Source organism: Micromonospora echinaurantiaca (genome assembly GCF_900090235.1).
GTDB classification, from domain to species: domain Bacteria; phylum Actinomycetota; class Actinomycetes; order Mycobacteriales; family Micromonosporaceae; genus Micromonospora; species Micromonospora echinaurantiaca.
Window position 1 is genome coordinate 2891459 of sequence record NZ_LT607750.1, and the last position, 13502, is coordinate 2904960.

At 72.4% G+C, this 13502-nt stretch carries 9 protein-coding genes; 2 read left to right on the forward strand and 7 right to left on the reverse strand.

Annotation, left to right across the window (positions count from 1 at the left end; genetic code table 11):
* Positions 1-82 precede the first annotated feature (82 nt).
* The 5 genes from GA0070609_RS13290 to GA0070609_RS13310 all read right to left on the reverse strand — a co-directional run bounded on the left by GA0070609_RS13290 (position 83) and on the right by GA0070609_RS13310 (position 5128).
* Positions 83-973, reverse strand: coding sequence for a Gfo/Idh/MocA family protein (locus tag GA0070609_RS13290; RefSeq protein ID WP_088994102.1), 891 nt, complete (start codon positions 971-973; stop codon positions 83-85).
* Between the two features lie 53 nt (positions 974-1026).
* Complete coding sequence (locus GA0070609_RS13295) at positions 1027-2031, reverse strand: hydroxyacid dehydrogenase (protein WP_088994103.1); 1005 nt, start codon at positions 2029-2031, stop codon at positions 1027-1029.
* On the reverse strand, positions 2028-2927 hold the full coding sequence (locus GA0070609_RS13300; protein ID WP_088994104.1) for a carbohydrate ABC transporter permease: 900 nt from the start codon (positions 2925-2927) through the stop codon (positions 2028-2030). The genes GA0070609_RS13295 and GA0070609_RS13300 overlap by 4 nt, the downstream gene beginning before the upstream one ends.
* Positions 2924-3823 carry a carbohydrate ABC transporter permease gene (locus tag GA0070609_RS13305; RefSeq protein WP_088994105.1) on the reverse strand — a complete coding sequence of 300 codons (900 nt, stop codon included), beginning with the start codon at positions 3821-3823 and terminating at the stop codon, positions 2924-2926. Before GA0070609_RS13305 ends, GA0070609_RS13300 begins: the two co-directional genes overlap by 4 nt.
* Before the next feature lie 63 nt (positions 3824-3886).
* Positions 3887-5128 carry an ABC transporter substrate-binding protein gene (locus GA0070609_RS13310; RefSeq protein ID WP_088994106.1) on the reverse strand — a complete coding sequence of 414 codons (1242 nt, stop codon included), beginning with the start codon at positions 5126-5128 and terminating at the stop codon, positions 3887-3889.
* A gap of 150 nt (positions 5129-5278) precedes the next feature.
* Here GA0070609_RS13310 and GA0070609_RS13315 point away from each other — a divergent pair, with 150 nt between their 5' ends.
* Entirely contained in the window at positions 5279-6547 is a 1269-nt protein-coding gene (locus GA0070609_RS13315) for a Gfo/Idh/MocA family protein (RefSeq protein WP_088994107.1), read from the forward strand.
* A 176-nt stretch (positions 6548-6723) separates the two neighbouring features.
* Here GA0070609_RS13315 and GA0070609_RS13320 read toward each other — a convergent pair whose 3' ends face one another.
* Complete coding sequence (locus tag GA0070609_RS13320) at positions 6724-8991, reverse strand: YncE family protein (RefSeq protein ID WP_088994108.1); 2268 nt, start codon at positions 8989-8991, stop codon at positions 6724-6726.
* Positions 8992-9169: 178 nt separating this feature from the next.
* Here GA0070609_RS13320 and GA0070609_RS13325 point away from each other — a divergent pair, with 178 nt between their 5' ends.
* Positions 9170-11116, forward strand: a complete 1947-nt coding sequence (locus GA0070609_RS13325; RefSeq protein ID WP_157748133.1) for a hypothetical protein — start codon at positions 9170-9172, stop codon at positions 11114-11116.
* Between the two features lie 102 nt (positions 11117-11218).
* Here the strand turns inward: GA0070609_RS13325 and GA0070609_RS13330 are convergent, their stop codons facing one another.
* Complete coding sequence (locus GA0070609_RS13330) at positions 11219-13258, reverse strand: ligand-binding sensor domain-containing protein (RefSeq protein WP_088994110.1); 2040 nt, start codon at positions 13256-13258, stop codon at positions 11219-11221.
* Between the last annotated feature and the right edge of the window lie 244 nt (positions 13259-13502).

The following is a 13502-nucleotide window of genomic DNA, read 5'->3' on the forward strand; positions in this document are numbered from 1 at the left end:
CGGGGCGGGGCCGACGACGTCGGGCGGGACCGGGCCACCGGCCGGCCATCGGGGCGGGGCCGGTGGCCCGGGACGTGGTCGGCTACGCGGGGCGGGCCGTGGCGCGGGCCGCGGCGAGGACGCCGAGCACGGCCCGGGTCTGCGCCCACGGCACCGGGCTCGGCGCGCCCCGGACCATGCCCAGGAACGCGTCGATGGTGTCCCGGTAGCCGAGCTGGTCGGCGCCGCCGCGCAGCACCACCCGCCGCTCCCCCGCGGCGGTGTGGACGGTCACCTCGTACGCCTCGCCCTCGCTGACCCCCAGCACCTCGACCGCGCCGGGCACCCCGTCCGCCCACTGCAGGGCCAGCATCCCGGTGTCCTCCGAGCGCAGCCCTCGGTGGTGGCGTACCGTGCCGGCGGCCCCGACCAGCCGCACCGCCGGCCCGAGCAGCGCGACCAGCAACTCCACCCCGTGCAGCCCCATCATCACCAGCGTGCCGCCGCCGATCGCCGGGTCGTCCTGCCACGGGTTGTACCCGGTGGCCCACAACCCGACGTCGTGCCGCACCGTGGCCCGGACCGACAGCACCTCCCCGCGCGGCACGTCGAACGCCGCGAAGTCCGGCGCGAAGCGCAGCACCGAGGAGGTGAGCACCAGCTCCGCGGCCGGCGCCACGACGCGTTCCAGCCGGTCGAGCTGGTCGACCGTCGCGGCGGCCGGCTTGTTGACGAAGCAGGGCAGCTCACGGGCCAGCACCTGGGCCAGCGCGTCCGGCACGTCGGAGGTGGGGACGGTGAGGACCACCCCGTCCGGGCGGGTCGCCAGCAACCCGGCCAGGTCCGGCGCCACCGCGACGTCCGGCTGCTCGGCGCGGAACCGCGCCAACCGCTGCGGATCCGGCTCCCACACCACCAACTCGGCGTGGTCGCGCAACGCGCGGGCGTCGGTGTAGGGGTGACTGGTGGCGAGTCCGGCCAGAGCGATGCGCATGAGCGCAGAGGCTACTTCTCCGGCCTCCGGCCACGCCAGCGCAGGTCAGCCGGTCAGCCGGTCCGATCGAGCTGCTCGGGCAGCACCTCGTGGGCCAGCGGTGCGCCGCGCAGGAACCGGTCGATCTCGGCCACCACGATCGCACCGGCCCGCCGCCGCGACTCGACCGTCCCGGCCGCCTCGTGCGGCGTGAGCAGCACGTTCGGCAGCCGGCGGAACGGGTGGTCGACCGGCAGCGGTTCGGCGTCGAAGACGTCCAGCGCGGCGTCGATCCGCCCGGTACGCAGCGCGGCCAGCAGCGCGGCCTCGTCCACCAGCGCCGAGCGGGCGGTGTTGACCAGCACCGCCCCGTCCGGCAACAGCGCCAGTTCCCGTGCCCCGATCATCCCGACCGTCTCCGGCAGCACCGGGGCATGCAGGCTGACCACCAGGCTGCGGGCGAGCAGGTCGTCGAGACCGACCCGCTCGACGCCGAGCGTCGCCGCCTCCGCGTCCGACAGGAACGGATCGGCAACCAGCACCCGCGCCCCGAGCGCCCGCACCAGGCCGAGGTAGGCCCGGCCGGTCCGGGACGCACCGACCACCCCGACCGTCGCCCCGCGCAGTTCCCGCCGCGGCGGGGCGGCCTTGGCGGTCGCCCAGTCGGCGCCGGTACGCAGCGCGTGGTCGAACCGGTGCAGCCGGTGCAGCAGGGCGAGGGTGAGCGCGAGCGCCTGCTCCCCCACCGCGTACGCCATCGCCTCGCCGGCCTGGGTGACGCGCACCCCGCGGGCGAAGCTCTCCGGGGTGACGAACGGCTTGACGCTGGCGCCGGTGTGCGCGAGCAGCCGCAGCCGCGGCGCGGCGGCGAGCACCGCGGCCGTCAGCGGGGCGGTGCCCCAACCGGTGACGACGACGTCGGCGTCGGCGAGCAGCCCCGCGAGCACCACCTCGTCGCCCACGTCGGCGCCGTCGGCCGGCAGCCGCACCTCCCCCAGCCGGCCCAGGGCGGCCCGGGTGTCGGGGTCGAGGAACAGCTCGCGGACGTACGGCGTCGCCGCCACCGCGATGACGCTCAACCCTTGATGCCCGTGGTCGAGACGCCCTCCTGGAAGTAGCGCTGACCGATCAGGTAGGCCATGAAGATCGGCACGAAGGCCACCACGGACCCGGCGAGCAGCATGTTCAACGCCACGTTCTCCTGTTGCAGCGAGGCGATGCCGGTGGTGAGGGTACGCATGTCGAGGCTCTGCCCGACGATGAGCGGCCACAGGAAGTCGTTCCAGTGCCAGAGGAAGACGAAGACGCCGAGGGTGGCCAGGATCGGCTTGATCAGCGGCAGCACGATCGAGACGTACACCCGCCACTCGGAGCAGCCGTCGAGGCGGGCCGCCTCGAACAGCGAGTCGGGCAGCGACGCGATGAACTGCCGCATCAGGAACACCGCCTGGGCGTTGGCCAGCGTCGGCACGATCATGCCCCAGTAGGTGTCCACGCCGTTCAGCTCGGAGATGATGATGAACGTCGGGATCATCGTGACGTGGTACGGCACCATCAGCATCGCCAGGAACGACCAGAACATGGTCTCCTTGCCGGGGAACCGCTTCTTGGCGAAGGCGTAGCCGGCCATCGAGGCGAACAGCAGCACGCCGACCACGGACACCACCGAGTAGATGATGGTGTTCCACATCCAGCGCAGCACGCTCTTGGCGCCGATCACCTGGTCGTACGCCTCGGTGGAGAACGGCCAGGGCAGCAGGCTGTCCGGGAAGGTGACCGGCCCGGTCGGCTTGAACGACAGCACGACCATCGCGTAGAAGGGGAAGAGGGTGAGCAGGGCGCCGCCCACCAGCAGGGCGGTGCGCCCTACCACCCAGCCCCGGCTGGCCCGGCCGACGCGGTACGGACGTCGGTTGCGCTTGGGCGCCTCGGTGGTCGGCGCGGCGGTGGCCGGGGGCGTGATGATGTCGGTCAATTTTCCCTCCCCAGGGTCAGCCGCTGGATCAGCGCCACGACGATCGTCATCACGAACAGGGCGACCCCGACCGCGCTGGCGTAACCCAGGTCGAAGTACTTGAAACCCTGGTCGTAGAGCAGGTAGACGAGGCTGTAGCTGGCGCGTACCGGGCCGCCGCCGGTCATCACGTAGATCATGTCGAACACCTGGAACGACACGGTGGTCTCGATGATGGCGACGAAGAACAGCGCGGGACGCAGCTGCGGCAGTGTGACGTAGCGGAAGCGCTGCCAGGCCGAGGCGCCGTCGGTCAGCGCCGCCTCCTCCAGCTCGGCCGGGACGTCCTGAAGGCGGGCGAGCAGGATGAGCATGCCGTAGCCGAAGCGGGACCAGACCGAGACCAGCACCAGGGCCGGGATCACCAGCACGCTGTCGGCCAGCCAGGACTGTGCCGGCAGGCCGAGCGCGCCCATTGCCCGCGACCAGGGGCCGCCCTCGGAGAAGACCCAGCTGAAGACCACGCCGGCGAGCACCAGGCTGGTCACCACCGGCAGGAAGAAGATCGACCGGAACAGCTTCGCGCCGCGGAAGGCGCGCCGGGTCAGCAGCGCCATACCGAGCGAGGCCAGCATCGACAGCGGCACGGACAGCACGGTGAAGATGACCGTCACGCGCAGCGCGGACCAGAAGGTCGGATCGTCGACGAGCCGGCGGAAGTTCTCCAACCCGGTCCAGCTGGTCTCGCCGCCGACCGTGTAGTCGGTGAAGCCGAGGATCACCCCGGCGATCGCCGGCCCGAACCGGAAGACGGCGAAGAGCAGCAGGAACGGCAGGACGAACAGCAGGGCCGTGCCGGCCTCGCGGGCGGACGGCCGGCGCAGCCGCCGCGCGGGTCTCCCCGGTAGTGCAACCATCTGACAACCTTTCTCAGCGGCTCGCGGTGGGCAGGGTACGCCCACCGCGAGCCGCGTCGGGAATCAGCCGAGCAGCGGAGCCGCGGCCTTGGCCGCGTCGTCGAGCGCCTGCTCCACCGACTTCTTGCCGAGCAGGGCGGCCTGGATCTCCGGCGAGAGGACGCCCTGGACGTCGCGGGCCTTCTCGTGCAGCGGGCCGACCGTGCTGGTGCCCACGTGCTTCTCCTGCTCGCCGAAGACGGGGTCCCCGGCGTAGAGCGGGCCGGTGGACTTCCGGGCGGAGAACAGGCCGGCACCGACGTCGTACTTCTTGCTGTTGTCAGCGTTGGTGGCAAAGGCGATCCACTTGCCGGTCGCCTCCTTGCTCTCGGCGTTCTTGAGCATCGACAGCGAGCCGACGGTGCCGTAGCCGATCTGCTTGGTCTCGGTGAAGTGCGGGACGACCTGGATGTTCTCCTTGCCCCAGAACTTCTCGATCTCCGCCGCCGGCACGTGCCAGACACAGCCGACCTTGTTCTGGGCGATCCTGGTCTGCTCGATCGGCGGGGCCGTGGTGAGCAGGGTCTTGTCGACGTAGCCGCCGTCGACGAGCTGCTTGGCGAAGGTCAGCGCCTTCTTGCCGGCGTCGCTGTTGAAGGTGACCGACTTGCCGTCCGGGCTGAACACCTCGCCGCCGGCCTGCCAGAGCAGCGGGTAGAAGGTCTGGTTCAGGGTCTGCTTGGCGTCACCGGCGTACGCGGTGATGTCGTAGCCCTTGGCCTTGAACTTCGGGGCCAGCGTGAGCAGGTCGTTCCAGCTGGTCGGGTAGGTCGTCTCGCCGACCGCGGCGAAGACCTTCTTGTTGCAGATCGGGGTGGCGGCGCTGGTGAGGATGGGTGCGCCCATCATCTTGCCGTCGATGCTCACCGACTGCACCACGTTCTCGTGGTAGTCGCTCTTGGCCGCGTCGTCGAGGTACTTGTCGATCGGCTCGATGTTGCGAGCGTACTTGGGCAGCTGGTCGGGGATGAGGTAGACCGCGTCGGGCCCCTTGTTGCCGGCGATCGCGGTGGCGAGCGCCTGGTCCCGGTTGGCCCAGGGGAAGATCTCGACCTTCACCTCGATATCGGGATTGGCGGCCTGGAACGCCTTGATGGTCTCGTCCCAGTGCGCGCGGTGCTTCGCCTCGTCGGCGATCACCGGGTATGTCCACATCGTCACGGTCGCCTTACCGGAGTCACCGGATCCGGAACCGCCGCAGCCCGTCGCCGCGAGCGCGGCGACGAGCGCCACCGCAACGGCCGACAGGCTCTTCCGAACACGCATCTCGCATCCTTCCGGGGGAGTCAGGTTCGCAGTACATTAACTTACGGTCCTGTCCGATACTAGTAGTGGAAAGTACCGAGGTCGTGTCGTCACTGATCGTGCGCACGTGTGGACAGATCGATCCAGCCCCGTAATGAGTGAAGGACACCGATGACCGTCTCCCTGGCCATCGTCGGCGCGGGCAACCGCGGCAGCACCTACGCCGGCTACGCGCTGCGCTCCCCCGACCGGGCGCGGGTGGTCGCCGTCGCCGACCCCCGGGACGCGCACCGCAGCGTGCTCGCCGACGCCCACCGGGTGCCGAAGGCCGACCGGTACGACTCCTGGCAGGCCCTGGCCGCCCAGCCCCGGCTGGCCGACGCGATCGTGCTCGCCACTCCCGACCGCGAGCACGCCGAACCGGCCGCCCGCTTCGCCGAACTCGGCTACCACGTGCTGCTGGAGAAGCCGATCGCGCCGACCGAGGCCGAGTGCACGGCGGTCACCGAGGCAGCGGATCGCACCGGCGTCCTGCTCGCCGTCTGCCACGTGCTGCGCTACACCCGCTACACCGACGCGGTGAAGCGGTACGTCGAGACGGGCGCGCTGGGCCGGATCGTCGGGGTGGAGCACCTGGAACCGGTCGGCTGGTGGCACTTCGCCCACTCCTACGTACGCGGCAACTGGCGCCGCGCCGAGACCTCGTCCAGCAGCCTGCTCGCCAAGTGCTGCCACGATCTGGACTGGCTGCGCTACGTGGTGGACGACCTGCCCACCCGGGTCAGCAGCGTCGGCGGGCTGCACCACTTCCACCCCGGCAACCGGCCCGCCGGCGCCGCCGCGCGCTGCCTGGACTGCCCGGTCGAGTCCCGGTGCCCGTACTCGGCCGCCCGCTTCTACCGCGACTGCCTCGCCGACCCCCAGCGGCACGAGTGGCCGCTGTCGGTGGTGACCCGCGACCTGACCGAGGCGGGCGTGACCGCGGCGCTGCGCGAAAGCCCGTACGGGTGCTGCGTCTACGCCGGCGGCAACGACGTCGCCGACCACCAGAGCGTCACGGTCTCCTTCGCTGGCGGGGCGACCGCGACGCTGACCATGAGCGCGTTCACCCCGGCCGGCCACCGGCGCACCCGAATCATGGGCACGCACGGCTACCTGGAGGGCGATGGGGAGCAGGTCAGCGTCACTGACTTTGTCACCGGCGCCACGGTCACCACGGACACCCGCGGCGGTGGGGCGGACGCCGGCTCGGGTCACGGTGGCGGGGACATGCGGCTGATGGCGGCCTTCGTCGAGGCGGTGGCCACCGGCGACCGGAGCGCCGTCCGCTCCGGGCCGCGGGAGTCGCTGGACAGCCACCGGATGGCCTTCGCGGCGGAACGCAGCCGGCTGGCCGGCGGTGCCCCGGTCGACCTCACCGAACCCGTGTCGCTGGTCTGAGCCCGGGCGGGCTCCGCAGCCGGGGAGAGCGCCCACCCCGAACCACGCGGCCCCGCCCTCCCCATCGGGAGAGGGCGGGGCCCACGGTGGCCGGGAAACCCGCCGGCGCGGCCGGGTGACCGGGTCAACGGCGGGGTCAGCGGCCGGTACGGCCGGTGGTCAAGTCAATAGCCGGGTCAGCGGCCGATGTTGGAGCGGCCAGCCGCCGCCACGATCGCATCCTGTTCGGCGCCGCTGAGCAGGCCGGCGTCGACCAGGTCGTCGGTGACCGCGGCGACGTGCGCGACGAACGCGCCGTGGCTGTCCCAGGACGCCTCGTCGCGGATCAGGTCGTTGACCGTGCACCCGCGCTCGGCGTACCGGTTCGGCACCCCGGTCGCGTCGCCCGCGTACACCTGGGCCCGCAGGTCGGAGCGGCGGCAGTCGTCGGCCTCCGGCACGTACCGCAGCAGGTGCGAGCCGTACTGCACAGCGCCGTTGGCGGCCTTGACCCCGTTGCGGAACCAGAGGTTGCCCTGGCCGTCCTGGGTCAGCCGATAGGTCTGCGCGTCCCGGATCACCCGCACGTCCTTGGTGAGCGGATCGATCCGGTGCAGGTAGCCGTCGAGCGCGGCGTAGACGTGCTCGTCGGCGGTGCTGACCACGAGTTCGTCGGCCACCCCGGAGGAACGGCCGGGCACGTCGACGCGGTGCGTCACCGCGCCGGACGCCGGGTCCAGGACGAACACCTCGCCGTCGGCGAGCCCCCAGATCATCCCGTCCGGGCCGGCCACCAGGGAGGTGATCGCGTCGGCACCGGGAACCGGCGTGTACTCGGCGGTCTTCTCCCCGGTCACCAGGTCGGCGGTGAACACCTTCGCCTCGGTGGCGCGCGGCACGGTGCCCCCGCCGCCGCCGATGGTGGTGCCCGCCCAGAGCCGGTCACCGACCACGGCCAGGCTGATCACACCCTGGTCGGCGACGATGTTCCGGTGGGTGGTGCGGGCGCCGGTGGCGGTGTCGTACACGGTCAGCGCGCCGCCCCACAGCCCGTAGTCCGGGGTGCTGCCGACGTAGATCCGGCTGCCGGCCGAGGCGAAGGCGATCGGTCGGTTCTGGCCGTCGGGCTGCAACCGGAACAGCTCGCGCGGGTTGGTGCCGAGCCGGTACGGCTGGGCCGGGTCGTACACCAGCACCCCACCGTACGGGTACACGCCCTGGTACATCAGCCCGCCGTGCCAGCCGAAGCCGTCGGCCTGGCCGAGCCGGCCCACGTTCGTCGCGGTGCCGGTGTCCGGGTCGAGGACGGCGAGGTTGCCGTTGATGTAGAGGTTGGTCCAGATCCGGCCGTCCGGGCCGGCGGTGATGTTGTTGATGTCCAGCGCCTGCGGCGGGAACGGCAGCCGGTAGCGCTCGCTGGCGCCGGTGGCCGGGTCGTAGCGCAGCGCCTGCCCGCCGTAGTTGCCGATCACCGCGTAGAGCTGGCCGTCGAGGAAACCGAACCCGATGCCCGCGCCGTCGCTGCGCACCGGAGTCCCGGCGGCGTCGCGCACCGGCCCGACGGTGTCGGTCGGCAGGTCGTAGCGCCACAGGTCGGTGCCGGAGGTGAAGTAGACCGACCGGCCGTCGGGCGCGAGCGCAGAGGTGCCGCGCGAGCCCATGGTGAACCCGTCGGCCAGCACCGCGCCGGTGTCCGGGTCGAGCACCAGCCCCTGGAGCTTGTTGCGTTTGACGAAGAGCTTCCCGCCGACCAGGTTGATGTCGTAGGGGTAGTTCGCGTCGCCGCGCATCGTCTCCGGCCAGATGTCGCGCTTCTCGCCGGTGGCCAGGTCGAGCCGGATCAGGTGGCCGGCGGTGCCGACCGCCGCCCAGAGCAGGTTGCGCGTCGGGTCCACGGCGACGTCGACGACGTACTGCTCGCCGGCGTACATCCGGCCGTGGTCGCGGAAGCCTTCGCCGGGGGCGTAGGAGAAGACGTGCGCGCCCGGGTAGGTGCCGCCGTAGACCCGGCCGTCCGCGCCGGGGCGCAGGCCGTAGAGCACGGTCTGGCCGGCGACCGGGGCGCCGAGGTCCACGGTGGTCCGGGTCTTCGGGTCGTACGAGTAGAGGTGGGCGTTGGGGTAGCTGCCGGCGTACACCGTGCCGTCGCTGCTCTGGGTGATTCCCCAGGCGCCGGAGGACTCGGGCAGGTACGCGGTGTCGAGCAGTTCCCTGGTCACCGGGTCGGTCACGCTGAGCACCCCGGGTGATCCCATCTGGACGCCGTAGACGACCGGCCGGTCGTCGGCGCCGGTTCCGTAGTGCGCCTCGAAGACGGTGAGCGCGGTCTGCTGGACACCGAAGTCGGTGACGGTGCCGGGGGTCGCCTCCGCCGGGGCGGCCGACGCGGGAGCGGTGGCCGGCAGCAGGGCGGCGGCGAGGGTCAGGACGGTGGCGGGCACGAGGGTACGGCGGAACGGCGGCACGGGCGACCTCCACGATCGACGATGCCGGCACCCTATTACGGTGGCGGCCGGAATTCCAGAGCCGCAGATCGATGCTCACGATCGGCGAGGAACTTACGGGTCGGGCCTCGACAGCACGCCACCCGGCGTGGTGCGCTGTAGCAGTTACAGCCCTGACCGAAACTAGTTTATGGAGGTCGTGTTGCGACGTACCGCGCTGACCGCGGCCCTCGCGCTGGTCGCCGCCGCCTTGGCGGTCCCGACCGGCACCGCCCATGCCGAGGCACCGGCGGCAGTCCAGGCCGAGGCGGCCCCGCCCGGCACCGTCACCGACCTCGGACCCGCGTCCGAGGTCACCTCCGTCAACGGCTCCGAGCTGATCGACGGCACGATCTACACGGCCACCGGCGGCGTGTCGCCGATCGTGGTGGGCGGCTACGACCTGGCCGAGCAGCGGGTCGACAAACGCTACGAACTGCCCACCGGCGGCGGCGCCTGGGCCACCGCGGCAGTCGGCACCGACCTGTACGTCGGCACCTACGAGCCGGGTGACCTGTACCGGATCGACACCACCGGCACCGCCGTCACCAAGGTCGCCGACGTCTCCCCGGACCGGTACATCTGGGCGCTGGCCACCGCGCCCGACGGCGTCCTCTACGGCGGCACCTATCCCAACGGGCGGGTCTTCTCCTACGACCCGGCCACCGGCGCCACCCGCGACTACGGCGTCGCCGTCCCCGGCGAGCAGTACGTGCGCAGCATCGCCGTCGACGCGACCACCATCTACGCCGGCGTCGGCGCGCACGCCCACCTGATCGCCATCGACCGGGTCACCGGCGCGAAGCGGGAGATCCTGCCGCCCGAGTTCGCCGACCGCACCTTCGTCGGCACCCTCGCGCTGCAGGACGGGCTGCTCGCCGCCGCCCTCTCCCCCACCGGCACCATGCTGCTGATCGACACCGCGGACCCGTCGCGGTACGAGGTGGTGCAGACGCCGGACAGCTTCATCACCGCGATCGCCATCGACTCGGAGCGCAACGACGTCTACGTGGGCACCCGGCCCTCCGGCACGCTGCGCCGGTACGACCGGGACACCGGCCAGCTCAGCACGCTCGCCGTGCCCTACGACGGCGCCGCCTTCGGCCGAATCTTCGTCACCGGCGACCAGCTGCGCGGAGTGGTCACCAACACCGTGGTCACCTACGACCTGAACACCGGTGAGCTGACCGGCGTCGACCTCACCGAGGCCGGCATGCCGCCGGCACCGGAGCTGGCCATGGCGATCGCCACCGACGGGGGCCGGGTGTACGTCTCCGGCAAGGCCGGGGTGCAGGTGCACGACCTGGCCGGCGGCACCTCCACCCGCCGGTTCCTGCCGGGCGAGGCCAAGGCGATGACCCCGGTCGCCGGTGAGATCTGGATGTCGGTCTACACGCTGGCGTACCTGTTCCGGATGGCGCCTGACGGTGACCCGAGGCGGGTGACCACCATCGGCCACGACCAGACCCGGCCGCTGGACGCGACCTGGTCCCCCGCCGACAAGCTGCTGGTCGTCGGCACCGAACCGGAGTACGGCCGGTACGGCGGCGCGGTCTCCTTCTACGACCCCCGCTCCGGCGCCCTGGACGTGCACCGCGACGTGATCACGGACCAGTCGATCCGGTCGGTGGCGGTGAAGCACGGCACCGCCTTCCTCGGCAGCAGCATCAACGCCGGCCTCGGCACCACGCCGCGCGCCACCGAGGCCCGGCTCGCCGGCTTCGACCTGGCCACCCGGACGAAGACCTGGGAGATCACCCCGGTGCCCGGCGCCAAGCAGATCGTCGACCTGGTCGCCACCGGCGACCGGATCCTCGGCTTGACCGAGACCAGTGTGCTCTTCGCCGTCGACCAGCGGACCCGCCAGGTGGTCGCCACCACCACTGTCGCGTCCGGACAGAACACCCTGGTGCAGGTCGGCCCGGCGATCTACGGCAGCAACGGCCGCGACGTCTGGAAGCTGGACCCGGCGACGATGACGGTCACCCCGTTCGTCACCGGCCTGAACGCCCAGTGGTACGGCGGCGGGGCGCTGCTCACCGCCGCTCCGGACGGCTCGGCGCTGTACGCGCTGCGCGGCCGCAACCTGGTCCGCATCCAGTTGTAGACCCCGCACCCCGGTGCTCACGACGGCGGGCCGGCGATCCCGAGGGGGGATCGTCGGCCCGTCTGGTGTCGCTGCCCGCGCCGCTCGCCGCGGAACGGGCCGTCAGCCGGTCACGGTGAGCCGGGACAGGTGCTCACCCGCGCCGAGGAAGACCCGGCCGTCGGGGTGCACGGCGAGGTACTCCGCCGGCTGCGCCAGCAGTTGCCGGCTGGCGCCGGTGGCCAGCTCCACCCGTACCACCTGCTGCCCGCGGACCAGCGCGTACAGCAGGTGGCGCGCGGCGTCGTAGCCGAGCTTGCCGCGACTGTCGGCGACGCCCGGCGCGAGCTGGATCCGCTGGACGACCGACCGGCTGGCCAGGTCGACGGCGAAGAGCTGCCCACCGGCCAGGCCCCACAGCAGCCCGGTCCGGTCCACCACCAGCGCCGGGATCGCCGTCGCGCCCGGCACCGGCACGAACTCGAACACCTTGACGTCGCCGGCGACGTCCCAGCCGAACAGCTTCGCCTCGCTCTGGGTGGGCGGCGGGACGCTGTAGCCGCCGGAGATCGAGGTGCCGCCGACGAGCAGGCCGTTGACGTGGGTGAGGCTGACGATCGACTGGTCGGTGACCACCGGCCGGTGCATCCGCGCGGCGCCGGTGGCCTTGTCCACGATGGCCAGCACGCCGCCGAGGGTGGTGTTCGGCATGGTGCCGTAGGCGACCTTGTCGCCGGCGTCGGTGAGCGCGCGGGCGCGTACCTGGTCGGCGGACTTCAGGTCGAGCAGCTTGGCCGGGTTGTCGGCGCTGCCGGGCAGGCCGGGCGAGTACTCCGGGCTGTGCCACGGCGCGGCCGGGTCGTACCGGTACAGCCGCGAGTCCGGGTACGCCCCCACCCACACCCGGTCGCCGGTCTCCAGCACGCTCTCCACCTGGGCGAAGCGCTGGAAGGTCGAGACGCCGGTGTCCGGGTCCACCCGGGCCAGACCGCCGTTGAGGTAACCGCCCACCCAGACCGTGCCGGTCGGGCCGACGTGCAGCGCCGCGATCGGGATCGGCGCGCCGGGCACGTCGGTCTGCACCACGTCGGCCCGCCCGGTCACCGGGTTCCAGCGGAACATGTCGCCGCGCCAGAGCAGCCCGACCAGGGTGCGGCCCGGCCAGTCCGGGTCGGCGAGGGTCACCCAGCCGATGCCCCGGTTGTTGACCACCCGGCCGGGGAAGACCAGCGGGGTGTCGGTGAACGTCCGCCGGCCCGGGTGGTAGCCGGTGAGCCGGCCGGCGCGGGTGAGGTAGACCAGGCCGCCCGGGCCGGGTGCGGAGACGTCCAGGCCGGCGACGTCGTCGATCAGGTCGGTCCACCGCTGCCCGGCGATGTCGTACACCCCGAGCCGGCCGTTGATGGCCGAGCCGAACCGCGCGTACACCCGGCCGTCGTGGGCGTTGAGGTCGTACACCGTCTGCCCGGTGCCGGTGCCCAGGCCGTCGGGCAACGGCAGCTTGCGCCGCTCGCCGGTGGCCTTGTCGATCTCGAACAGGTGGGCGTCCGGCTGGGTGCCGGCGTAGATCTTGTCGGCGGTGACGGCGAGGCTGCGAACGTACTGGGCGCCGGGCAGCACCTGGCCGTAGTCGCGGGTCGTCCCGGTGGCCGGGTCGTAGCCGAAGACCCGCGCGCCGGGGAAGGTGCCGCCGTAGACCACGCCCGCGTCGTCCACGGCGATCCGCCAGATGTACGTCTCGGACGGCAGCGGACGGCCGAGGTTCTCCACCGGGCTGTCCGGGCCCGGCCGGCGACGGTACAGGTCACCGGTGTTGTACGCGCCGACGTAGACGGTGCCGTCGGGCGCGGCGGCCACCGCGTACGAGCCGGGGGCGCCGGTGAGGTCCTGGGCGGAGACGGTCCGGCCGGTGGCCGGGTCGATCGCGGCCAGCCTGGCCGGCTCGCCGGAGACGGCGGACCAGAGCACCGGTTCGCCGGTCGGGCCGGGGGCGACGGTGCCGCCGATGAGCAGTACGTCGCGCAGTGGGATGCCGAAGTCGTCCACCGTCACCCCGTCCGCGGCGGGGTTCGCGGTCGCGGGTCCGGCGGACCAGGCGACGGGCAGGGCCGGCGCCGCGGTGAGGGCGACGGCGGAGCGGAGTAACGTGCGGCGGTTGGTCATGGGCGCCTGCTTCTCTTCCAGCGACCGCCGGGTAGCCGGCGGCCGAGCCGTAACGGTCAGAACCGGAATCTCGATGGGTCCGGGAGCGGCGGGCCACACCCGGACGATTGAGGAGCTGCTACTGGCACGTTTGGCCATGAACCATATTCGGCCAGGGCCGTAATGACCCTAGGATGCTGTCACATCGACGTCAACGCCCCGAAGGGGCGGCGTCGGTGCCGCCCGGCTCCGGTCCCCGCCGGCC